The sequence below is a fragment of the Janthinobacterium sp. GW821-FHT03A03 genome (assembly GCF_059421435.1).
On record NZ_JBWKUZ010000011.1, the window covers coordinates 35,547 to 58,017 of the forward strand.

Consider the following 22,471-nt stretch of genomic DNA (forward strand, 5'->3'; position numbering starts at 1 on the left):
TACTGGCCTCTTTTGCCGGGAGTCACCGATGTCGATGAAGCTGATGTGGGAAATCCGCGCCTTTTGCACCGTGGTGGAAAAGCGCAGCTTCATCCACGCGGCGCGCATGCTGGGACGCTCGCCGTCGGCCGTCACGCGCGCCATCCAGTTCCTCGAAGACGCCATCGGCGCCGAGCTGATCCTGCGCACGCAAAAGCAGTTCACCCTGACGACGGCCGGCGAAACCTATTACGCGTCGGCCAGGCACTTGCTGGAAACGCAGGCCGAGGCGGAAGAGCAATTGGCCGAGCTGAGCAACTCGCCGCAAGGCTGGGTGCGCCTCTCGGCGCCGGAAATCCTCTCGCTGGGCTTCTTGCCGAAAGTGGTGGCGCAATTCTCGCGCGACTACCCGAACGTCTCCGTGGACATCCATTTTTCGGACAAATCCATCGACCCCATCCAGGAAAAGCTCGACTTTGCCATCCGCGGCGCCTTTCCCCAGTCCAGCGAGCTGATCGGCTATCCCCTGTGGAACTACCGCCGCTACATGTACGCCTCGCCCGACTATATAGAACGCATGGGTGCCCCCGACGAACCGGAAGAGCTGGCCGGCCACGACATCGTCATGCACTCGGCCCCCCGCATCCTGCGCGACTGGCATTTCGTTTCCACCGAGCGCAACGTGCGCTACCAGGTGCAACCGCGCTTCCGTTTTACTTCCGGCATCGCCACCTTCCAGGCCGCCCTGGAAGGCGCCGGCATCGTGCGCCTGGCCAGCTGGCTGGCGGAACCAGCCGTGGCCAGCGGCACGCTGCGCCGCGTCTGCACGGCCTACCGGCTGACCTCGTCAAAGGAGCTCGATCCCAGCATCCACGCCGTATATGGCACGTCGAGGATGGCCAAGGGGGCAAGGCTGTTTCTGGAGTATGTCAAGAAACGGGGGATGGAGATACCGGATGAGCGTTTGGCTTGATACCAAGTGTCAAGCCAAACCTTGCAAAAAGAGGTAAAAATTTCACCGTTGACGATAAATTAATATGAAATTTCGCAAAAGAAATATATTTCGGAATTTTCAACGACTTTATGGTTCGAACCAGTATCTCGGCCGGCTGGCCCGATACTGCGTTATCTTAATACGCTCCCCAAACGCCAGCACCACCGCCCCCGTCACATCCGTGCGCAGCCGCGCAATGCCCATGTCGCCATAGCGCGCATACACTTGCGGCTTCGGATGTTTGTAGCGGTTGCGGTGCCCGACCTGGAAAATCGCCAGGGCCGGATGGACGGCGTGCAGAAATGCCGGCGTCGACGAGGTGCCGCTGCCGTGGTGCGGCGCCAGCAGCACGTCGGCCGCCAGCTCGCCATCGGCCGAACGGGCCAGCAGCTGCGCCTCCTGCGCCGCCTCGATATCGCCGGCCAGCAAGATGGCATGCTGGCCGGCCGTGATCTTCACGGTGCAGCTGCGGGCGTTCGGTTTCAAACTGATGTCCATGTGGCTGGCGGGCAACGGATGCAGCATGGCGAAATGCACGCCATCCCAGGTCCAGCTTTGACCGGTCACGCAATGCAGATACGGACGCCGGGCTTGCCGCCGGGCTTCGACGGCCGGGTGGCCATCGAACAGCGACGAAGCCAGCCAGCCCACTTGCACGTTCTCCAGCAGAGAGATAGCGCCGCCCGCGTGATCGAGGTCGCTGTGCGAAATGATCACGCCATCGAGCTTGCTGATGCCGCGCGCGCGCAGATACGGCACGATGACACGGCTGGCGCCGTCGGAATCGAGACTGTAGGCGGGGCCCGTGTCGTACAGCAGTCGGTGATCGCGGGTTTCCACCAGTACGGCCATGCCTTGCCCCACATCAAAGGCCGTGATCCACATCTGGCCCGGCGGCGGGCTGGACGGCAAGGCCGTCAGCAAGGGAAGCCAGCCCAGCATACCGCCCCAGCGGTGCGGCCATCCGCGTGGCGCCAGCAGCCAGGCCGTGCCGAACAGTGCCCAGCAAAAACTCCACAGCGGCGGCGCGGGCGCCGTCCACACGGCAAAGCGGCGCGCGCCGAGCCAGTCCAGCACCTGCGCCAGCATCTGCACGATGGCGTGCGCCAGCAGCAACAGGCCATCGGACAGGGGCGCCGGCAACAGGCTGCCCGCCAAAGACAGGGGCGTGACGACGAGGCTGATGACGGGGATGGCCAGCGCATTGGCCACGGGGGACACGAGCGAGACTTGCGAAAACAGCAGCATGCTCAAAGGCACCAGTCCCACCGTCACCACGTATTGCGTATGCGCGCCCAGCGCCACGGCCGCGCGCAAGCGGCGCCAGCGGCTGGCGCTCTCCGGCAACGGCGCCGCCGTGCGGCCCGCCGTCGCGTACAGGATGGTGGCGACGGCGCCGAACGACAACCAGAAGCCGGGCCACAGCACGGCCCAGGGATCGAGCAGCACGACCACGCCCAGCGCCAGGCACAGGATATGGACGATGCTGGTGATGCGCCCCAGCCACAGGGCCAGCGCCACCACCAGCAACATATATAAAGTGCGCTGCGCGGGCACGCCGAAGCCGGCCAGCAGCACGTACAGGAACGCCGCCAGCGCGCCGGCCAGCGCCGCCACCTTTTGCGCCGGCAGCAGCAAGGGCAGTTGCCGGTCCGTAAAGAACGAGCGCCGCCACAGGGCGCCCGCGCCCAAGGCGAACAAGCCCGCGATCATGGTGATGTGCAGGCCGGAAATCGAAATCAAGTGGCTCACGCCCGTGCGGTTGAACACTTGCCAGTCCGACTGGGGAATGGCGCGCTGGTCGCCCACCACCAGCGCCACGATCACGCCCGCATACGGCTTGCCTTCCAGGCTGCGCACGATGCGCGCGCGCAAGGCTGCGCGGCTCGCTTCCACCACATTGCCGAAGGCGGGCACGAAGGCGGCCAGGCGCACGTTCGGCGTATCGGCACGCGGCTGCGGCCGCACATAGCCGGTGGCGCGCACGCCCTGCTCCAGCAGCCACGCCTCGTAATCGAAGCCCAGCGGGTTCGCGTTGCCATGCGGACGCTGCAGCCGCACCGTCAGCCGCCAGCGCTCGCCCGGCTGCACGTCGCCCACCGCGTTCGTCACTTCATCGCGAAAGCCCGCGTACCAGGACAGGGCGATCAAAGGCGGCACCTTCGCGCCAACTGCCTTCTCCACGGCAAAATTGAAGCGCACGCCCTGCTCGAAGCGGTACGGCAGGCTGGCGACGGTGCCGATGACGGTGATGTCCTGCCCCTCGTCGGCCAGCGCCAGCTGCGGCGCCATGGCGGCCTGGGCCAGCCAGGCGGCCCAGTAAAAGCCCAGTCCCACGCCAGCGCCAAGCGCGACAGCCGAGCGCCAGGCGGAACGCCAGCGCGCGCGGCAATGCGGCAGCCATGCCACCAGCAGCGCCGCGCCTGCGATCATCCACAGCAGCGCGCCCGCATGCGGCGGCAAGCTGGCCTGCGTCTGCAGCCAGGCGGCGCCCGCGGCGAAACCGAGTATCAGAAGGCGCATGGGCAGGATCGTCGCTCGACGCGAAAGGGACTCTCTCGGCTACTGTGATCGCTTTCCGCTCCTTGCCCTCTGATCTGGCGCAAGGGTGGCGTGGACAAGAACGCTCAAGCACGCCATCCGGCGCCAGGGCGCCACGACTTGGCGGGCCTCGCATGGCCCCACTGACAGCGGCAGAAAGCTATTTGCAGGACTTTCATCGCGCCAGCTTGGCGTACGAGCGCCGCGTTTGGCACGGGGTCGGAAGCCGGCTGAAGGGAATGACTCGATAGCCGTTTCGTAGAAGCGAAATTTGACGATATCGACGTGCCATGGACGCCCACGCTTGCCGAACCGTGGAGCGCCCTGGCGGACACCTGCGATATCGACCGCCTGGACGATGACGCCAGGCGGCGCGGCCCGTTCATGGAGACCGGAGCGCCGCTGCAAGCCGGTGACGGATTGATCGCCACCGGCTGGGGGCTAGGCGCCGTGCATGCGCATGCGGCCTGAACTGCCATCGGCGCCATGGCCTGCTGGCGTCAGCGGCAACAGGCTACGATAGTGGCTGCCGCGGCGCGCAGTATTGCTACCGTCAATTGCAGGATTGCTGGCATGCGGACCGCTCGGCGTTGCACTCTGCTTGAGCGGTACCGCCAGCGATGCAAGCCCGCCATTCGGCAGCGCAGGCGCTATAACAGCTGGCAAAGGCGGGCGTCGCAGTCACCGCCAGGCCGAGGCCTGACGCAAAAAGAAATGCAGCGAGTTTTTTATTCATGGAGGTCTCCCAAAATCGGACGGCTGATGAATCCCTGCGCGCGCCATCCTCTGACGCAGGGCCACATACACAGGTATGTCGGGTGGCATCGCGAGCTGGCGGTGCGTCAGCGCGAAATGGAAAATCCTGCGGCTGCCGGCGCATCCCGGAGCGCCTTCAAATCAAAGCCGTTCATATAAACGCGGTGTGCTCCAGCCGATAGCCAGAATAACGCCGCACGTCACCGTCAATTCCGGACCTTTAAAGACACGCCAGCATCTTTTCGCGAAATCTGAAGCCATGATCAGCTCATCATTATTTATTGTCAAGGCAATTCAATTCATGTCGCGCCATCGGATAATTCCTCCCGCAATGAAAAGCACGGGCGCCATACGCCAGCCATGCCGCTTTGCTCAATTTCAAATCAACAGTGCATGAATTGGCTGTCAGCCAGGCTGGCAGCGGTGGGCTCCATTGCAGTGCAGCAGTGGCACTCCTGGTTAGACGTGCGCACGAGAGCCAGTCCAACTTTGCACCTGGGAAAACAATCCGCACACCATGCAAATATCATCGCCATGGAATAAATAGAAACTTACTCTTTGTTATTGCCAGCATCACGACCATTAAAATTTCACGGTTAAATTAAACAGATAAAACAGACTTAATAAAAATACATTCACAAGCTTCCCAGCTGGATAGAAACACAGCAGGCAAAAAACGATAAACGCAAAACTGCCCGATATCGGTTTCCCATTTCGCGTTCAGGCAGCTTGATGCGCCGCACGGCGCAAGCGCCGCTGTCAATGCCAGCCAGTTGCTGGTCCGGCCCGGGGAATCATCGTTTTACAGATCAGCGCTCCAGCAACAGCCGCACCATGCTCCGGGGAAAAATCCTTGCACGGCGCACGGTATAATCGGCCTCGCTTATTTCCACACCCAGGCACGACATGACTTCCTCCGCACTTCCTCCCGACACTTCCACCGACCTTAGCGACAGCACCGAAGACAATAACGACGCCACCCTGGTCGCGGAACTGGGGGAGCTGGCCGAGCATGTCCGCCTGGTCAAGATGGAAGGCCGCGTCTTCGTGCGCTTTTCCGGCGCGGTCAAGGCGGGCCATCTGGTGGTGCCGTATGCGCTGGTGCCCGCACAGGGCGTGCTGGCGCGGCCGGCCAAGTGGCGCAAGATGGACCGCGAGACCAAGCTGGCCCTGGTGCGCGAGCGGGCCAGTGCGGCCGTCTTCGCGGAGCTGCGCCAGCACGTGATGGACTTCGTCGCCGATATCGCCGGCCTGAGCGAAGACGTCGACACGGACCCGATGGTCTTCCTGCACACGCTGGCCGACATGCAGACGTCGGAGCCGGCCGGCATGGTGTTCGACCGCATCCGCCAGCGCTTCCATCACGCCATCGAGCGCCAGCAGGAAGAGCAGCACGCGGCGCGCACGCGCCAGAGCATCAACCTGGCCGAGTATCCGGCCTCGTTCGAGATGGCGCGCCGCCTGCCGCGCCGCTTCATCGCCCTGCTGGGGCCCACGAACTCCGGCAAGACGCACCGCGCCATGGAAGCGCTGGTCAAGGCGAAAAGCGGCATCTACCTGGCGCCCTTGCGCCTGCTGGCCCTGGAAAACTACGAACGCCTGCAGGAAGCCGCGCCGCACGGCAAGCCGCTGGCCGTGAGCCTTGTCACGGGCGAGGAGCGCAGGGTCGTCGACGGCGCCACGCACGTGGCCAGCACGGTGGAAATGCTGGACACGAAAACCGTCGTCGAAGTGGCCGTCATCGATGAAATCCAGATGCTGGCAGACCCGGACCGGGGCGCCGCGTGGACGGCGGCCGTCTGCGGCGCGCCCGCCCACACCGTGTACCTGGTGGGGGCGCCGGAAGCGCGGCGCGCCATCGAGGCGCTGGCCGAGCGCCTGGACTGCCCGCTGGAAGTGCACGTCCTGAAACGCATGGCGCCCCTGTCGATGGAGCCGACGGCCGTGCGCAAGGTGCGCAACCTGCGCCGCGGCGACGCCGTCATCGCCTTTTCGCGCCGCGAAGTGCTGATGTGGCGCGACATGATCACGGAAACGGGATTGTCCGTGGCCACCGTCTACGGCAACCTGTCGCCCGAAGTGCGGCGCGCGCAGGCGCAGCGCTTCCGCGACGGCACGGCCGATATCGTCGTCGGCACGGACGCCCTGGCGATGGGCCTGAACATGCCGATCGCGCGCATCGTCATGACTACCTGTGTCAAGTACAACGGCCGCGAAGAGGAAGAGATTTCGGCCGCGCTGGCGCGCCAGATCGCCGGGCGCGCGGGCCGCTACGGCGTGCACGAGGAAGGCCTGGTGGCCGGCTACGACAACGAGACGCATGAAGTCATGCGCGCCCTGCTCAAGGAAAAGCTGCACCCGCTCAATACCAGCGGCTTCGCCGTGGCGCCCTCGCTCGAACACCTGCACCGCATTTCGTCGGTGACGGGCGAGCTGTCGCTTTCTAAACTGCTGCGCCGCTTCATCCACAATATCGACGTGCCGGACGGCTTCTTCTTCCCGCGCATCACGGAAGACCAGAAGGAGCGCGCCGTCTGGCTCGACACCCTGCCCCTGTCCGTGGCCGACAAATTTACCTTGTCGCTGGTGCCGATCTCGAGCAAGGTGCCGTCCCTGCAGACGGCGTGGGAGCACTGGGCGAAGAATCTGTCGCAGGGAAAGACCTCCACCCTGCGCCAGCACGCGTATGGCGGCGGCACGCAGAATCTGCAGCAGGTCGAAGACACCTGCCGCTACTATTCCGCGTATGCCTGGCTCAGCTACCGCCTGCCCGAATTCTTCCCCGATATCGCCGTGGCGCAGAACCTGTCGCGCGACGCCTCGGAACGGGTCGATGCCATTCTGCGCGCGCACAACGCGGCCTCGCGCGGACGGTCGAAGAAATTCAAATAGGCGTCAACTGACTGGCCAGAACCAGACCTCGCCGCAATCCCAGTAGCATTCGGTGCCGCACACCTTCACGCCGATGGACGGCAGCAGGATGTCGATATGCCCGCCCGCGCCGCCCAGGTAGCCGGGAATGCGGAAGAAGGCGACGACGCCCTGGCGCTGGCCGATGCCGGCGTTGGCCGCGTCGCGAGCGAATTTTTCGGGCGCGCCGAACATCGACGGACTGGCCAGCATGTGCGCCAGCCTGGCCTGTCCCGGTTCGATCAGCGCACCCTTGAACGGCCCCCTGCGAATCGCCATGCGCCCTTGCAGCCGGATGCCCGCCTTGATCAGGGCCAGGCTGACGCGGATGGCGCAGGTATTGGCAAAGCTGTCCTTGCCGATCAAATCGTCCCAGCCGATTTCGCCGAACAGGGCCGCCTGGTCGACGGCGGCCACGCTCGGGTAATGCTCGCGCAGCGTGATGAATGCAGGTTTCATGGCAGCCTCCCGTTGCTCCTGGTCGCCAGGGAGCATCAGGCCGATTGTAGGACGATGCGGCGGCCCCGCACTGAGCGAGGTCAAGCGTAGGTCGGCTTAGGCCAAAGGCCGCAGGCCGACGCCCCCCGTAATGCCAACCATGACGCCGGATCAGCGCCCGTTACGGCTTGCCCGGCGCCGCATAATGCAGCTTGAGCACCAGGCCATTATGGTCATCGGCCATGTAGATATCGCCGTCCTGGCCCTGCTTCACGTCGACGGGCGCGCCCCTGCCCTGCTTGCCCTTGCGCTCCCAGTTGCCGATCAACTCGACGGACTTGCCCAGCGGCGCGCCGGCCTTGTCGGGCAGCAGGGCCACCAGGCGGTGGCCGTTGCTGCGGTAGCCGTGGTAGCCGATGATCAGGCTGTTCCTGTACGGCTCCGGGAAGCGGCTGGCCGTGTAAAACGTCATGCCCAGCGGCGCGGCGTGGCCGGGCAGCAGCCGCTGCGGCGCCGCATATTGAGCGTCGCAAGCCGTCTTCGGATATTCGGGACTGGCGACATTGTCGTCGTAGCAGTACGGCCAGCCATAGTGCCGGTCGGCCTTGATCAGGTTCAGTTCTTCATGCGGCAGGTTCTCGTCGCTTTTCAGCTGCGGCATGGCCGCCTGGATGGCGTCGCGCGCATTTTCCGCCTGCCACAACTCGCCCGTGGCCGGATGGAAGGCCAGCGCCATCGAATTGCGCAAGCCGCGCGCGTGCGTGCGCCAGCTCGTCACCGTGCCTGCCGGCCAGGCCATCTTGTATTCGCGGATGGCGCCCAGCGCTTCCGGACCTTCCGCCGAAGGACAGGCCTTGGCCGGGTCCGGCGCCTTGCCATCGTTCTCGCAATGGTCGGTGCTCGAGCCCACGTTCACATACAGGTCGCCCTTGGGACTGAAGCGCATGTTCGTCAGCAGGTGCAAGCCCAGTCCCGGCAGGCGCGGCGTCTTCGCCGTGCCGCCGATGATGTCGGTGGTGGCGCGGCCCGGATCGCGCAGGTCGAAGCGGAAGATGCGTCCCACCTCGCCCACGTAGACCATGCCGTCCGGCCCCTGCACGATGCCGTTCGGGCGATCGAGCTTGTCGAGCAACAGCTTGCGCTCGTAGCCGGCGCCGGCCGCCTTGCGCTGCAGCAGCCACAATTTGCCCTGCTTCGGCGTCCATCCCGCCATGTCCGTGACGAGAATGTCGCCATTCGTCAGCGGCAGCACGCCGCGGGGGAACTTCAGGCCGTCGGCCAGCACGGCCACGCAAAAGCCGGCCGGCGTGGTGACGTCGAGGCGCGGCATGCCGTCGCACTGGGCATTGACGGCCGCCAGGATGGGAGTGGCGGCGCTGGCCAGGCAGGCTGCCAGGGCGCCCGCAAGCATTTTCTTGTTCATGGTCTCATTCCATCAAGGGTAATCGGGGCATCACGGCGCGCGCGTTGGCACTGGTGGCAGCCGCCACTTGCGCAATATCAAGGCCGCGCAGTTCGGCCAGCACGGCGCCGATGCGCGGCAATTCTTCAGGGCTGTTGCGGCCAGGGTGTATCCAGGCAGGGGAAATGTCGGGCGCGTCCGTCTCCAGCACGATGGCGTCCAGGGGCAATTCCGCGGCCAGGCGGCGTATCTGCAGCGCGCGCGTAAAGGTCATGGCGCCGCCGAAACCGAGCTTGAAACCGAGGTCGAGATAGCCTTGCGCCTGCTGGAAGCTGCCGTTGAACGCGTGCGCGATGCCGCCGTTCGGGCGGATCTGGCGCGCGTGCTTGAGGACGATGTCCTGCGAGCGGCGCACGTGGGCCAGCACGGGCAGGTCGAAGTCGCGGGCGATTTTCAGCTGCTCGCGCAAAAAATGCTCCTGCCTGGCGCGCATGGCCGGTTCGCACAGCATGGGAAGGAAGAAATCGAGGCCGATCTCGCCGATGGCCACAAAATTCGGGTCATGCATGGCCTGCGCCACGGCCTCGCGCAGGGCGAGCAAATCATCTTCCGTGGCCTGCGGCACGTAGATCGGGTGTATACCGAGCGCATAGCAGACGTTGGGCGCCGTTGCCGCCAGATCGCGCACGATGCTGAAATTGGCCCGTTCGACGGCGGGAACGACAATCATGCCCACGCCCTGCTGCTGCGCGCGCGCCGCCACCTGCGGCGATTCGCTGCCGAATTCGTGCGCGTCGAGGTGGCAGTGCGTGTCGATCCACGGCATGGCTAGTCCCCCTAGTATTGGTACGGCTGCAGCCCTTCGTCCGTCAGGCGCAGCACGCGGTCGCAGCGCCTGGCCAGCTCGATATCGTGCGTGACAATGACGAAGGCCGTGCCCAGGGTGCGCGACAGTTCCAGCATCAGGTCGAAAATCTGTTCAGCCGTGGCGTGATCGAGGTTGCCCGTCGGTTCATCGGCCAGCACGCAGGCCGGCTGCGTGACGAGGGCGCGGGCCAGGGCCACGCGCTGGCGCTCGCCGCCCGACAATTCGCCCGGCGTGTGCGTGACGCGCTTGGCCAGGTTCACGCGCGCGAGGATCTGCTGCGCCAGCTCGGTGGCGGGCGCGCGCTTCATGCGCCGTATCATCAAAGGCATGGCGACGTTGTCGAGCGCGGAAAACTCGGGCAGCAGGTGGTGGAACTGGTAGACGAAGCCCAGCGAGGCGTTGCGCAAGTCGCCGCGCGCCTTTTCGCTGAGGGTGGCGAAATCCTTGCCCAGCAGGGTCACCTTGCCGCTGGTGGGCGTATCGAGGCCGCCCAGCAGGTGCAGCAGGGTCGATTTGCCGGAGCCGGAGGCGCCGACGATGGCGACGCGCTCGCCGCGGTGCACGTCGATATCGATGCCGGCCAGCACCTGCACCTTGTAGCTGCCCTGCGTGAAAGTCTTGCCCAGGCCACGGCAGCTAAGGACGGCGGAATCGGCGGCAGCGCCGTTGGCGGCAGGTTTGTTCAGATCGGTCATGGTCATAGTCAGTGGTTTATTCATAGCGCAGGGCTTCCGCAGGTTTGACGCGGGCGGCCCACCAGCTTGGGTACAGGGTCGCCAAGAAGGCGAGAATCACGGCCAGCACGCCGATCTTCGCGACGTCGGGCCAGCGCAGGTCGGACGGCACGGTGCTGATGAAGTAAATGTCCTTGGAGAGGAACTGCACGCCCAGCAGGTGCTCGATGAAGGGCACGATGACGTCGATGTTCATGGCCACCAGCACGCCGCCGCCCACGCCCAGGATCGTGCCCAGGATGCCCACCAGCGCGCCCTGGATCATGAAGATCTTCATGATGGAACGGGGCGAGGCGCCCAGGGTGCGCAAAATCGCGATATCGGCCTGCTTGTCCGTCACCGTCATCACCAGCGTCGACACGAGGTTGAAGGCCGCCACGGCGATGATCAGAGTCAGGATGATGAACATCATGCGTTTTTCCGTCTGCACGGCGGCGAACCAGTTGGCGTTCAGCTTGGACCAGTCGCGCAGCCACAGGTCGCCCGGCATGGTTTTCTTCAGTTCCGCCGCCACTTGCGGCGCCTGGTTCATGTCGGCCAGGCGCAAACGCAGGCCGGACGGGCCATCGAGGCGCAGCAGGCGCTGGCCGTCTTCGATATTGATGAAGGCCAGGCCGGCGTCGAATTCATTGTGGCCCGCCTGGAAGATGCCGCTGACGGTGAAGCTGCGCATGCGCGGCAGCACGCCGGCCGGCGTGACCTGGCCCTGGGCCAGCATCAGCGTGACTTTTTCGCCGAGGTTGACGCGCAAGGCGCGCGCCAGCTCGATGCCCAGCACGATATTGAAGGTGCCCGGCTGCAGGGCCTTGAAGCTGCCCATGCGCGTCTGGCCGGCCACGTCGGACACGTTCGGCTCCTCCTCGGGCAGCACGCCGCGCACGATGGCCGGGCGCAGCGCGTCGTCGCGCAGCAGCATGCCCTGCGTTTCCACAAACGGCGCGGCGCCCTTCACGGCCGGATTCTTGAAGGCTTGCGCCGCCTCCGCGCGCCAGTCGGGCATGCTGCCGCTGTTGTCGAACACTTCCACGTGGGCCAGCACGGACAGCATGCGGTCCGTCACTTCCTTCTGGAAGCCGTTCATCACGGACAGCACGACGATCAGCGCCGCCACGCCCAGGCCGATGCCGGCCATGGAAATGAGCGAGATGAAGGAGATAAAACTGTTGCGGCCACTGCGCTTGCCGGCCCGCGTGTAACGCAGGCCGACCAGCCATTCGAAGGGCAAATTCTTGAAAATACTCATTATTCAGGCGGTCTTTATCGTTTCTTGATGTGTTATTCGTAGCGCAGCGCCTCGGCCGGCTTGACTCTGGCGGCGCGCCAGCTCGGGTAGATGGTGGCCACCAGCGCCAGGCCAAAGGCGATCAGGCCGATCTGCGCCACGTCGAGCCAATGCACGTCCGACGGAACGGCGCTGATCTGGTAGATTTCCTTGGAAATGAAGTGCAGGCCGAAGATGCCTTCGATGAAGGGCACGATGACGCCCACGTTCAGCGCCAGCACGACGCCGCCGATCACGCCCAGGGCACTCCCCAGCAAGCCCACCAGCGCGCCCTGGATCATGAATATCTTCATGATGGAGAACGGCGAGGCGCCCAGGGTGCGCAAAATGGCGATGTCGGCCTGCTTGTCGGTCACCGACATGACCAAGGTCGAGACGAGGTTGAACGCGGCCACGGCGATGATCATGCTGAGGATGATGAACATCATGTTCTTCTGGCTTTGCACCAGCGCATACCAGCTGGCGCTGGCGCGCGACCAGTCGCGCATCCACAGCTGGCCCGGCATCGAGGCCTTCAGTTCGCGCGCCACCTGCGGCGCCTGGTTCATGTCATGCAGGCGCAGACGCAGGCCGGACGGGCCGTCAAGCTGCAGCAGCTGCTGCGCGTCCTGCATGTTGACGAAGGCCAGGCTGGCGTCAAGTTCGTTATGACCTGCCTCAAAGATGCCCGATACCTTGAGCGCGCGCATGCGCGGCATGACGATGCCGTTGGCCGGATCGCCCGCCCTTGGCTCGCGCTCGAGCATCAGGGTGACGTTCTGCCCCACCTGCACGCCAAGCGCCCTGGCCAGATCGATGCCCAGCACGATGTTGTACGAGCCTGGCGTGAGATCCTTGAAACTGCCCTGTTTCATCTGGGCGGCCACGCTGGAGACGGTCGCTTCCTGCTGCGGCAGCACGCCGCGCACGACGGACGGACGCATGGTTTCGTCATTGAGCAGCATGCCCTGGGTTTCCACGAAGGGCGACACGGCTTTCACTTGCGGATTGGCGTAGGCGGCGCGCTCCTGCGCCTGCCAGTTCGGCATGGAGCCGCTGGTGTCGAACACCTCGACGTGGGCCAGCACCGACATCAAACGGTCGGTGACCTCCTTCTGGAAGCCGTTCATGACGGAGAGGACGACGATCAGGGCGGCCACGCCCAGGCCGATGCCGGCCACGGAAATGAGGGAAATGAAGGAAATGAAGCTGTTGCGGCCACTGCGTTTCCCGGCGCGCGTATAGCGCACGCCGACCTGCCACTCAAAGGGAAATTGTTTGATGATGCTCATGCGCTCCCGCGACAACGATGATATGCGAGCGCGCAGTGTGCCACATAATGGGCATTTCATGCATCAACTCTGCGTGAAACAGCGCACCGCCGCCCTATTTTGCCTCCTGCGCCAGGCCGAAAGCGCGCAACAGCTGCCCCGCCAGCGCATATTGCCGCATCTGCGCCAGGGTCAGGCGATGCAGCTGGTCGATGCGCCGCTGCTGTATCGTGAAGTAGCTGTCGCGCGTCTGGATGACCTGCTGCAGGTTGCGCCGGCCCGCCTCGTACTGGATGGTCCCGCCGCGCACGACGAAGGCCATCTTCCTTTCCTGCTCGTCGAGCAGGGCCAGGGTGCGCTGCGCATTGGCGATGCGCGGCAGCATGCTGGCCAGGTCGGCGCGCGTGCCCTGCTCGGCGCGCGCCACGTCCGCCTCGGCCGCCTGGGCGCGGCTGACGCTCTCGTCGCGCTGCGCCAGGCTGCCGCCGCCGAGCGGGATTTCCCAGCTCACGCCCACAGACCAGCCCCGCTGCTGGATGGTCGACGGCGGCGGCGTGGTCTTGTTATTGAGCAGATGGCTGACGTTCAGGTCCACTTTTGGCGCCAGGGTGGCCGCCACGCCGCGCACGCGCAGCCGCGCCGCGGCCGCCCGCTCGCGCGCGGCGCGCAACTGCGCCTGCTGCGTGTCGGCATTCTCCAGCGCCTGCGCCGGCAGCGGCGCGAAGGCGAAATCGGCAAACTGCGCCACCGGTTCGAAGGCCAGCGCCTCGAGCTTGATGCGCGCCGCCTGCTGGTCCGTCAGCAGGCCGTCGTGCACCAGTTCCGCGTCCAGCTGCGAACTTTGCGCCAGTTCACGGTCCACTTCCGACGCTTTGCCCAGTTCCGCCTGGCGCGTCACCTGCCGCACCAGCTGCGTCACGTCGCGCAGGCGTTCCTGCGACTGCTGCAGGCTGCGTTCCAGGCGCTGCATGTTGAAATACGCTTCGGCCAGCTTTTCCGCGCTTTCCGCGCGCGCCCGCTCCGCGTCGAAGGCGGCGCCCGCCGTGTCGCGCTCGGCCGCATCGAGTTCGGCGCGGTCGGCGCCGCCGTTGTACACGTTCCAGCGCACGCTCGCTTCCACCTGGTGCGTGCGGCGCTCGACCTCCACGGTGCCATCGAGGTCGGTGCTGCGCCCCCGCGTCGCCTGCAGCGCCGCGGTCGGCAACAGGCGCGAACGGGCCTGCCTGTAGCGCGCCTCGGTGGCGGCCAGCGCCGCCTGCGCCGCAATCACCTGCGGATCGCGCGGCACGGCGCGCGCCAGCAAGGCGGGCAAGCCGCGCGCGGACTGGACGGATAGCGTGCCGGGAATCTGCGCCTGCGCCGCCATGCCGGCGCACGCCAGCATGATAAAGATCAGGAAGGCACGCATCACCGCTCCTGCAGGGAAGACTGCAAGCCGCGCAGCACGGGCTTGAAGACATATTGCAGCACCGAGCGGCGCCCCGTCAGGATGCCCACGTCGACCGGCATGCCTGGCGTCACCGGCAGCACCTTGCCGTGCGCCGTCAGCTGGCGGCGGTCGGTGCTCAGCTGCACCTCGAAATACGGTTCGTTGCGCTCGTCGGGAATCGCGTCCGCCCCCACGCGCACCACCTGCGCCTGCATGCGGCCATAGGTGGTGGCGTCGTACGCCAGCACGTTCGCCGACGCGCTCTGCCCCACATGGATGAAACCGATGTCCGACGGCTTGACGCGCACGGAGATCAGCATTTCCGAGTCGGCCGGCACGATTTCCAGGATAGGTTTACCCGGCTGCGCCACGCCGCCGACGGTGGCCACCAGCACGCGGTTGACGACGCCGTCGACGGGCGCCGTCACGTCGCGCCGGTTCACCTGGTCCTGCTGGCCTTTCACGGTGCTGGCCAGGGCGCCGGCCTTGGTTTCATACTCGCTGCGCTGCGCGCCCCACTGGCCGCGCATGCGCGCTTCCACTTCGCCCGCCTGCGCCTGCGCCTCGGCCAGGGTGGCCGTCAGGCGCGGCATGGAGGCGCGCAGGCTGTCGAGCTCCGTGCGCTGCTGCTGCACGCGCTGCTGCGCATTCAGGTAGTCGCCGCGCGAACCGGCGCCCTCCTTGAACAGGCGCTCCTCGATGGACAGGCTTTCCAGGGCGATTCTCAAGCCCGCGTCCAGCTGGGCGATGCGGCTGTGCGCCTCGGCCAGCTCGCCGCGGCGGCGCGTCACGCCTTCGCGCGCGGCAGCCGTGGCCGACGCGAATTCGCGCTGGCCATCGCGCCACAGCTGCGTTTCCTTGGCGATCAGCTCGGGCGCCTCTTTCTGCCATTCCGGCGCAAACTGGGGCATGCCGCCGGACAGCAGCGCATCGAGGCGCGCCCTGCCCGCCAGCGCGGCCAGGCGGTTTTGCACGCTGGCGCCCAGGTTGGCCTCGTACTGGGCCGTATCCAGGCGCAGCAGCAAGTCGCCGCGGCGCACGCGCTGGCCCGGTTTCACCAGCATTTCACGCACGATGCCCCCTTCCAGGCTTTGCACTTCCTGCAGGTGCGATGGCGGCGTGATGGCGCCGCGGCCGTTCACGGACACGTCGAGCCGGGCGAATGCGGCCCAGGCCAGCGCCAGCACCAGCAATACGGCGACCAGGGCCAGCATGCGCATGACGATGGTCCGCGGTTCGCGTTCCGGGTCCGGGTGGGCCGCCGGCAGCGGGCGGGCATTCGCGGCGCTCATGCTGTGGCTCCCTGTGCCACGGCGGCAGTGGCCGCGGCAGGCCTGGCCGCCTGGCTGTTCAATGCGCGCATGACGTCGTCGCGCGGGCCGTCGGCCACGATGCGCCCCTTGTCGAAGACGATCAGGCGGTCCACCAGCGCCAGCATGGCCGTGCGGTGCGTCACGAGCACGATGGTCGTCTCTTTTAAGGTACGCAGGCGGCCGATCAGCCGCTGCTCGGTGGCCGGGTCGAACATGCTGCTCGGCTCATCGAGCAGCAGCATCGGCGGTCTTGCCAGCAAGGCGCGGGCCATGGCCACGGCCTGCCGCTGGCCGCCCGACAGGCGCTCGCCCCGCTCACCCACTTCCGTCGCCACGCCGTTGGGCAGCTGGGTGATGATGTCGTCGAGGCAGGCCAGGCGGATGGCGTCGAGCAGGCTGGCGTCGTCGGGCTGGCTGCGTCCCAGTTCGATGTTTTCGCGCAGCGTGCCGTGGAACAGGGTCACGTCCTGCGGCACGTAGCCGATCTGGCGGCGCAGGCTCAGGGGGTCCAGCTGGGTGCTGGCCAGGTCGTCGAACAGCACGCTGCCGCTCTGCGGGCCGTACTGGTTCAGCAGCAATCGCAGCAAGGTGCTCTTGCCGGAACCGAGCTTGCCGATCACGCCGACCCGCTCGCCGGGGCGGATGTGCAGGTTGAGCTTATCGAGCAGCGGCGGCGAATTCGGGTAGGCAAAACCCACGTCGCGAAATTCGATGTGCCCGGACAGGGGCGGCGCCTGCAGGCTGGCCGCGTCGTCATCGGTCGGCGCTTCCATGATCTTGTTGAGCGCGTGATACGACAGCTTGGTCTGCTCCCAGCGCATGATCAGGCCCGCGATCTGGCTCACGGGCGCCAGGGCGCGGCCCGTCAGCATGCTCACGGCGATGATCTGGCCCAGGGTCAGCAGGTGTTCGCCCATCAGCAAGGCGCCCGTGGCCACCACGGCCACGCCGGACAGGGCCAGCACGGCCGTGTTGATGTAGTTGACCCGGCTGACGATTTCGCGCGTCTCGACGCTGTTGGCGGCGATGGCCACCGTCAGGCTTTCCCATTTGCGCCGGCTCCACGCTTCGGCGCCCAGCGCCTTGATGGTGTCGAGGCCATTCATGGTTTCAAACAGGTGCGCCGTGCGCTGCGCGCTTTCCTGCATCGAGGCGGCCACGTGGCGCGCCAGGGCCGCGCGCGAGGCGAAGGCGACGAGCAGCAGGATGGGGATGACTGCCAGGGGCACGAGCACGAGCCAGCCGCCGACCAGGGCGATCACCAGCAGGAACAGCAGCAAAAAGGGCAGGTCGCCCAGGGTCGTCAGGGTCGTGGAGGCGAAGAATTCGCGCACGGATTCGAAATCGCGCACGGTATTGGCCAAAGTCCCCCCCGAGGCGGGCCGGCTGGCCGCGCGCAGGCGCAGGCACTGGGCGAAGATGTCCGACGACAGCGCCACGTCCATGCGGCGCGACGCCGTTTCCACCAGTTCGCCGCGCAGCAGGCGCATGGCCAGCTCGAAGCCCGTCAGCGCCACCACGGCGATCGTCAGCACCCACAGGCTGGACGTGGCATTGTTCGGAATCACGCGGTCATATACGGCCATCGCATAGAACGGCACCAGCGCGCCGATGATGTTGAGCACCAGGGTGCCCAGCAAGGCCCAGCGGAAGATCCAGCGGTTGCGGTTGAAAACATCCCAGAACCAGCGGCCCGCCGCCGGCATACTGTAGAGCAAGCTGCGCTGGTCGAAGAACATCACGGGCCGCACGGCCACCCAGCGTCCATCGGGCACTTCCCGCGCCAGCGCGGCGGCGTCAAACCAGGCACTGCCTTCGATGCCGGGCACATGGCATTCATATTTACCATCGGCAATGGTCAGCACCGCCAGCGCCTGCCCTTCCCCGTTGAGCAGCAAGGCCGGCATTTCCGTGGGGCGGCGTGGCTTATCTACCGGCAACGCGGTGCCGGCCAGGCTGGCTTGCGCCAGCGCCTGCGCGAGGAAGTCGGCGGCGGCCGTGCCGGCCTGGGCCGCCACGCTCGCGCGCAGGCGCTCGGCCTGCACGGTCACGCCGAAAAAGCGCGCGAGGAAGACGATGGCCTCGGCGATGGCATCGCTGGACATGCCGGCGGAAGCGGTGGAGGTGTCAAGGGGTGGGGTCATGATGGATTCACAATAAAACACTGCGGCGCGCCGGTCGGGCGCGCCGCAGCGGGAACGCTATCGCTTGCGCGATGAGCGCTGATTAATGAGTAATAATTAAGTCAGCGCGGAAGCGCCCTTGCGGCGGCGCGCCATGAAGCCCAGCAAGCCCAGGCCCGCGACCAGCATGGCCCAGGTCTGCGCTTCCGGCACCGGCGACACGGCCAGCAGGGTTTGCGAAGCCGGGTTGACGCTTGTCAAGCTCGTGTAGTTGTACAGGTTCTGGATGACGCCATTGCCCGTGGCCACGCCCAGCATGGTGTTGGCCTGGCTGACGACGGCATTGCTCAGGTTTTTGAAGCGCAGGTCGCCCGTCAGCAAGTTCGTGTTGTCGTTATTCAATTCCCACAGGGCCAGCTGGAAGGCGGCGGCGCTGTTGGCGCTGGTCGACACGGTCGCGACGGACGAGGCGTAGTAGCCCTCGTACAGGCGCTTGACGGCATCGCTGGCGGCGAAAGCGCCGCTGCTGTAGCTGTTCGACGTGTTGCTCAGCGCGACATGGGGATCGAGGCAAAACGCCAGGAAGGTATTGCTGTCGTACTTGACCTCCCACAAGGTCGGCGAGATGGCGCTGCCCGGGCCGAAAGCGCCGCCGGCAGCCGTAAACAGGCTGACGCTGTGCGAATCGACGACTTGCAGGTTGGACGCCGCCAGGGCGCCGCCGCTGGCCAGGGCGAAGGCGGCTGCGGCGATGGCGCCGCGGACGAACAGATGCATGGATTGTTTCATGGTGGTTTCCCTATTTCTATTATCAAGTGTGGAACAAGCGTGGAAAAACGCCGGCGCCCCGTGACGGGCGCGCCGGTGCGGCATTGCCGGGCAGGCTCATGGCCCGGCAAGGGACATCAGGCAGCCATTTCCTGGGGCTGAGCCGTTGCGTGGGCCATGGCGCGGCGCAGGAGGTCGGCCATGTCGCACTGGGCCTGGACTTCCGCGGCGGGGGCAGCGGCGGCCGGCGCGGCGGCGACGGTGCTCACCGTGCCATCCTGGCCCAGCACCACGTCGAGCGTGCTGTCGTCGCGCAGCAGGTCGGCCATGCTGGGCAGATGCACGCCGGCGGCGGCCGCATCCTTGGCGTCGACATTGAAATACACGTCCGTCATGTCGACCGTCTTGCCGTCGGCCAGGGTGGCGCTGCTGCGCTCCAGGTGCAGATTGCTGTTGGCGTCGAGGAAAGGCAGTTCCGTGTAGGCCACGGCCAGGCTGGCCACGCCGGCGTCGTGCAGCGACATCAGCTCGCCGTCGTCGGTGACGCCGTTGCTGTTGGCGTCGCGCCAGATGCGCAGTTCGGCAAACTTGTCGTCGCGCGCATCGACCACGCCGTCGTGGTTCGAGTCATAGCTGGACAGCTTGGCGAAGCCCGTGCCCTTCTCATTGCCGCCGAACAGTTCCGAGATATTGTCTATCTTGCCATTTCCATTGCTGTCGATGGCCAGCAAGCCGTCATGCGCCGAGACCCAGCCCGTCTGGATGGCGCTGCCCGTGCCCAGCAGGTCGAAGCTGCCGTGGAAGTCGGCGCGGGCGATCGTGTGCACGCCGTCACCGTTGAGGTCGATGACGATGGGCGTGATGGCCGCATCCCAGCTCATGTCGTTCTGGCCGGACGCCAGTTTCAATATGTCCGTGTAGACCACATTGGCCGTCGTGCCATTGCTGTTGACGTCCGAATCGATATTGTCGTTCGTGCCCACGTTCTTCGCGCCCCAGCGCCACGTATCCATGGCATAGCCCGCGTGATACACGCCCGACTTGTCGAATTTCAGGGAATAGCTGCCCGGATCGAGGTTGCTGAACAAATAATTACCGTTGGCATTCGTGTAGGTGGTGGCCAGCAGCACGCCGCTGCCCGAGTACAGCTGCACCTTGATGTTGGCGATGCCCGCCTCGTTGTAGTCCTGCACGCCGTCATGGTCGGCGTCGCGCCAGACCTTGTCGCCCAGGCTGGCCTTGCGGTAGATGCCCGCATCCCAGCTCATGTCGTTCTGGCCGGCGGCCAGGTTGATCAGGGACGAGCGCCCGGTGCTGACATCGACGTCGGAATCGGCCGTATCGCTGCCCAGGTTGGCCTTGGTGTAATAAAAGCCTGATGGACGGATGACTTCGACCTTGTAGCCGCCGGCCGCCAGTTCGCTGAACAGGTAATTGCCGCTGGCATTCGTCGTCGTCGTGGCGATGACCACGTTGCTGGCGTTGAGCAGGTTGACTTTCACGCCCGCCACGCCCAGTTCGCCCGCATCCTGCACGCCGTTGTAGTTGCTGTCTTCCCACACGCGGTCGCCGATGGAGGCTGTATTGAGTTTCACCAGGCCCGCATCCCAGTCCAGCTGCACATCGCCCGACTTCAAGGTGGCCCACGCGGTGGTGAAGCCGGTGGCCGGATTGACGTCCGAATCGGTGGCGTAACCGCCGATATCGGCCTTGGTGAAGCCGTAGCCGGCCGGCGGCACGAAGCCCAGATAATAGTTGCCGGGGACCAAGTTACTGAACAGATAATTGCCGTTCGCATCCGTGGTGGCGCTGGCCACGACGGCGCCTTGCGCGTTGTACAGGTTGACTTTCACGCCGCCCGCGCCCGCCTCGCCCGCATCCTGCGTGCCGTTGCCGTTCGCATCGAACCACACGCGGTCGCCGATGGAGGCCGTCGTGTACAGGCCGGCATCGAGGTCCTTGTAGTCCTGGCCGGCCGCGACCGTCACCTGGCCGCTGTTGCCCAGCGTATTGATGTCGCTGTCGAGCGCATCGTTGCCGCCCGCATCCTTGACGGTGGTCAAATAACCGGCCGGCGCGACGACGGCGATCGAATACGTGCCCGCATCGACGCTGAAGTTGTAATAGCCGCTGGCATCCGTGACGGTCGAGCCGATCACGCTGCCGGCCGCGTTTTTCAGCTGCACGGTGACGCCGCCTATGCCGGACTCGCCCGCATCCTGCACGCCGTTGGCGTTGCTGTCATGCCAGACGCGGTCGCCCAGGGTGGCCGGCAAGGCCACGATGCCCGCATCCACGCTGTGGTTGCTGTCGCCCGAGGCCAGCAGCACTTGCGCCGTCCTGCCGTCGGCATGCGCGTCCGAGTCGCGCTGCTCGTCGCCGCCCTGGTCCTGGCCCGTAAAGGTGTAGCCGGCTGGCAAGGTGGTCTTATCGAACTGCACGCTGTAGGCGCCCGGTATCAAATTCGTGAACAGGTAATTGCCGTTCGCATCCGTCACCAAAGGGCTGCCGACGGCGTTGCCCGACGCATCGAGCAAAGTTACTTTCACGCCAGCAACACCCGCTTCGCCCGCATCCTGCACGCCATTCCTGTTGGTATCGAACCAGACCCGGTCGCCCAGCTCGGCCGTGCGGTACAGGCCCGCGTCCAGGCTCAGGTTGGTTTCGCCCGGCGCCAGGGTCACGGGCGCCATCTTGCCGGCCGCATCGATATTGCTGTCCTTGTCCGCGTCGCCGCCCTGGTTCGCTGCCGTCGGCACATAGCCGGCGGGCGCCACCACGGTGACGGAATACGTGCCCGGGTTGACGTCGAAATGGTAGCCGCCGCTGGCGTCCGTCGTGGTCGAGGCGAGCACATTGCCGGCCGTATCCTTCAATTGCACCACCACGTTGGCGATGCCCGCCTCGCCCGTGTCCTGCACGCCGTTGGCATTCCTGTCTTCCCAGACGAAGTCGCCCAGGTGGGCCATCGGCACCTTGAAGGTCAGGTAATGGGGCGCCAGGCTCAGGTCTTGCGCATTGCAGCCGGCCGTGCCGCCGTCATCGCGCACCTTGAAGCCGAGGTCGAAGTCGCCGGCCACCGTCTGGCTGGGCACGAAGACCAGGTGGCCCGCGCGGATGTCGTCGATGGAGATTTCCGTGCCGACCGCCACGGCCACGCCGTTGAGCAAGACCTGGCCCGCCGTGGTGGTATTGGTGATGACGATGGACTTGAAGCCGTCGTGCTCGACGTCGTCGTGGAAGCCGAAATCGCCTTCGCTCAGCACCACGCTATTGCCGTTGAGCAATGTGAACGTCTTGTCGGCCGCGTCGGGCGCGTCATTGACGGGGTCGATGATGACTTGCAGGCTCAGCTGGACGATATCGCCATTGCCCTTGTCGATCGTCACCTGGATGGTCGAGAAGCTGCCGTTGTAGTTGGCGGCCCAGTCGCCGGGGCGCACGTACACGGTGTCCGTATCGAGCATGCCGAACAGCGGCGTATTGACGGTGGACTCCGTATCATCGGGCAAGAGCACGGTGAAATTCTTGATGTTCAGTTCGCCCTGCACCGAGTAGCCGGCCTGGATCAGCAGGTCGCGGATATCGAAATTCTTGCTGGTGTCTTCGCAGACATGGACCGTGGTCGACAGATTGTAGGTAGTCATGCGGCCTCCTGACGGCAGGCCACGGCGGCGGCAGGAG

General features: G+C 65.7%; 16 protein-coding genes. 3 read left to right on the top strand and 13 right to left on the bottom strand.

Features of this window, described 5'->3' with window-relative positions:
* Positions 1 to 28 precede the first annotated feature (28 nt).
* Positions 29 to 952 (top strand): LysR family transcriptional regulator, encoded by a 924-nt coding sequence (locus AC07VI_RS19240; protein WP_086148173.1) that lies wholly within the window; start codon positions 29 to 31, stop codon positions 950 to 952.
* Positions 953 to 1,060: 108 nt separating this feature from the next.
* Here the strand turns inward: AC07VI_RS19240 and AC07VI_RS19245 are convergent, their stop codons facing one another.
* Positions 1,061 to 3,496, bottom strand: coding sequence for a DNA internalization-related competence protein ComEC/Rec2 (locus tag AC07VI_RS19245; protein WP_492994621.1), 2,436 nt, complete (start codon positions 3,494 to 3,496; stop codon positions 1,061 to 1,063).
* Positions 3,497 to 3,799: 303 nt separating this feature from the next.
* Between AC07VI_RS19245 and AC07VI_RS19250 the strand changes: the two genes are divergently transcribed.
* Positions 3,800 to 3,985 carry a hypothetical protein gene (locus AC07VI_RS19250; RefSeq protein WP_086148175.1) on the top strand — a complete coding sequence of 62 codons (186 nt, stop codon included), beginning with the start codon at positions 3,800 to 3,802 and terminating at the stop codon, positions 3,983 to 3,985.
* A gap of 82 nt (positions 3,986 to 4,067) precedes the next feature.
* Here the strand turns inward: AC07VI_RS19250 and AC07VI_RS19255 are convergent, their stop codons facing one another.
* Positions 4,068 to 4,250 (bottom strand): hypothetical protein, encoded by a 183-nt coding sequence (locus AC07VI_RS19255; RefSeq protein WP_139842643.1) that lies wholly within the window; start codon positions 4,248 to 4,250, stop codon positions 4,068 to 4,070.
* 926 nt (positions 4,251 to 5,176) lie between these two features.
* On the opposite strand from AC07VI_RS19255, the gene AC07VI_RS19260 reads away from it, so the two are divergent.
* Positions 5,177 to 7,162 carry a helicase-related protein gene (locus tag AC07VI_RS19260; protein ID WP_086148176.1) on the top strand — a complete coding sequence of 662 codons (1,986 nt, stop codon included), beginning with the start codon at positions 5,177 to 5,179 and terminating at the stop codon, positions 7,160 to 7,162.
* A gap of 3 nt (positions 7,163 to 7,165) precedes the next feature.
* Here AC07VI_RS19260 and AC07VI_RS19265 read toward each other — a convergent pair whose 3' ends face one another.
* The 11 genes from AC07VI_RS19265 to AC07VI_RS19315 all read right to left on the bottom strand — a co-directional run bounded on the left by AC07VI_RS19265 (position 7,166) and on the right by AC07VI_RS19315 (position 22,434).
* Entirely contained in the window at positions 7,166 to 7,639 is a 474-nt protein-coding gene (locus tag AC07VI_RS19265) for a T6SS effector amidase Tae4 family protein (protein ID WP_157792267.1), read from the bottom strand.
* 160 nt (positions 7,640 to 7,799) lie between these two features.
* On the bottom strand, positions 7,800 to 9,041 hold the full coding sequence (locus tag AC07VI_RS19270) for a PQQ-dependent sugar dehydrogenase (protein WP_099375626.1): 1,242 nt from the start codon (positions 9,039 to 9,041) through the stop codon (positions 7,800 to 7,802).
* Between the two features lie 4 nt (positions 9,042 to 9,045).
* Complete coding sequence (locus AC07VI_RS19275; RefSeq protein WP_099375627.1) at positions 9,046 to 9,846, bottom strand: TatD family hydrolase; 801 nt, start codon at positions 9,844 to 9,846, stop codon at positions 9,046 to 9,048.
* A gap of 11 nt (positions 9,847 to 9,857) precedes the next feature.
* Positions 9,858 to 10,583: a lipoprotein-releasing ABC transporter ATP-binding protein LolD gene (gene lolD / locus AC07VI_RS19280; RefSeq protein ID WP_086148183.1), complete on the bottom strand. Its 726-nt coding sequence runs from the start codon at positions 10,581 to 10,583 to the stop codon at positions 9,858 to 9,860.
* Positions 10,584 to 10,599: 16 nt separating this feature from the next.
* A complete protein-coding gene (locus AC07VI_RS19285) occupies positions 10,600 to 11,865 on the bottom strand; it encodes a lipoprotein-releasing ABC transporter permease subunit (protein ID WP_086148180.1) in 1,266 nt (421 codons plus the stop codon).
* 32 nt (positions 11,866 to 11,897) lie between these two features.
* The gene (locus tag AC07VI_RS19290; RefSeq protein ID WP_099375628.1) at positions 11,898 to 13,175 is read right to left on the bottom strand and encodes a lipoprotein-releasing ABC transporter permease subunit; all 1,278 of its coding nucleotides are present in this window, start codon (positions 13,173 to 13,175) and stop codon (positions 11,898 to 11,900) included.
* A gap of 94 nt (positions 13,176 to 13,269) precedes the next feature.
* Positions 13,270 to 14,562, bottom strand: coding sequence for a TolC family protein (locus AC07VI_RS19295; protein WP_492994626.1), 1,293 nt, complete (start codon positions 14,560 to 14,562; stop codon positions 13,270 to 13,272).
* Positions 14,562 to 15,875: an HlyD family type I secretion periplasmic adaptor subunit gene (locus tag AC07VI_RS19300; RefSeq protein WP_492994628.1), complete on the bottom strand. Its 1,314-nt coding sequence runs from the start codon at positions 15,873 to 15,875 to the stop codon at positions 14,562 to 14,564. The genes AC07VI_RS19295 and AC07VI_RS19300 overlap by 1 nt, the downstream gene beginning before the upstream one ends.
* The gene (locus tag AC07VI_RS19305; protein ID WP_492994630.1) at positions 15,872 to 18,040 is read right to left on the bottom strand and encodes a type I secretion system permease/ATPase; all 2,169 of its coding nucleotides are present in this window, start codon (positions 18,038 to 18,040) and stop codon (positions 15,872 to 15,874) included. Before AC07VI_RS19305 ends, AC07VI_RS19300 begins: the two co-directional genes overlap by 4 nt.
* 96 nt (positions 18,041 to 18,136) lie before the next feature.
* Entirely contained in the window at positions 18,137 to 18,808 is a 672-nt protein-coding gene (locus AC07VI_RS19310) for a thioester domain-containing protein (RefSeq protein ID WP_492994632.1), read from the bottom strand.
* Positions 18,809 to 18,924: 116 nt separating this feature from the next.
* Positions 18,925 to 22,434 carry an SdrD B-like domain-containing protein gene (locus AC07VI_RS19315; RefSeq protein WP_492994634.1) on the bottom strand — a complete coding sequence of 1,170 codons (3,510 nt, stop codon included), beginning with the start codon at positions 22,432 to 22,434 and terminating at the stop codon, positions 18,925 to 18,927.
* Between the last annotated feature and the right edge of the window lie 37 nt (positions 22,435 to 22,471).

Coding starts and splice junctions, on each gene's coding strand:
- AC07VI_RS19260 (WP_086148176.1), top strand. CDS start 5,177: ATGACTTCCTCCGCACTTCCTCCCGACACTTCCACCGACCTTAGCGAC.
- AC07VI_RS19310 (WP_492994632.1), bottom strand. CDS start 18,808: ATGAAACAATCCATGCATCTGTTCGTCCGCGGCGCCATCGCCGCAGCC.
- AC07VI_RS19305 (WP_492994630.1), bottom strand. CDS start 18,040: ATGACCCCACCCCTTGACACCTCCACCGCTTCCGCCGGCATGTCCAGC.
- AC07VI_RS19240 (WP_086148173.1), top strand. CDS start 29: ATGTCGATGAAGCTGATGTGGGAAATCCGCGCCTTTTGCACCGTGGTG.
- AC07VI_RS19270 (WP_099375626.1), bottom strand. CDS start 9,041: ATGAACAAGAAAATGCTTGCGGGCGCCCTGGCAGCCTGCCTGGCCAGC.
- lolD (WP_086148183.1), bottom strand. CDS start 10,583: ATGACCGATCTGAACAAACCTGCCGCCAACGGCGCTGCCGCCGATTCC.
- AC07VI_RS19315 (WP_492994634.1), bottom strand. CDS start 22,434: ATGACTACCTACAATCTGTCGACCACGGTCCATGTCTGCGAAGACACC.
- AC07VI_RS19290 (WP_099375628.1), bottom strand. CDS start 13,175: ATGAGCATCATCAAACAATTTCCCTTTGAGTGGCAGGTCGGCGTGCGC.
- AC07VI_RS19285 (WP_086148180.1), bottom strand. CDS start 11,865: ATGAGTATTTTCAAGAATTTGCCCTTCGAATGGCTGGTCGGCCTGCGT.
- AC07VI_RS19245 (WP_492994621.1), bottom strand. CDS start 3,496: ATGCGCCTTCTGATACTCGGTTTCGCCGCGGGCGCCGCCTGGCTGCAG.
- AC07VI_RS19300 (WP_492994628.1), bottom strand. CDS start 15,875: ATGAGCGCCGCGAATGCCCGCCCGCTGCCGGCGGCCCACCCGGACCCG.
- AC07VI_RS19265 (WP_157792267.1), bottom strand. CDS start 7,639: ATGAAACCTGCATTCATCACGCTGCGCGAGCATTACCCGAGCGTGGCC.
- AC07VI_RS19295 (WP_492994626.1), bottom strand. CDS start 14,562: ATGCGTGCCTTCCTGATCTTTATCATGCTGGCGTGCGCCGGCATGGCG.
- AC07VI_RS19275 (WP_099375627.1), bottom strand. CDS start 9,846: ATGCCGTGGATCGACACGCACTGCCACCTCGACGCGCACGAATTCGGC.
- AC07VI_RS19255 (WP_139842643.1), bottom strand. CDS start 4,250: ATGAATAAAAAACTCGCTGCATTTCTTTTTGCGTCAGGCCTCGGCCTG.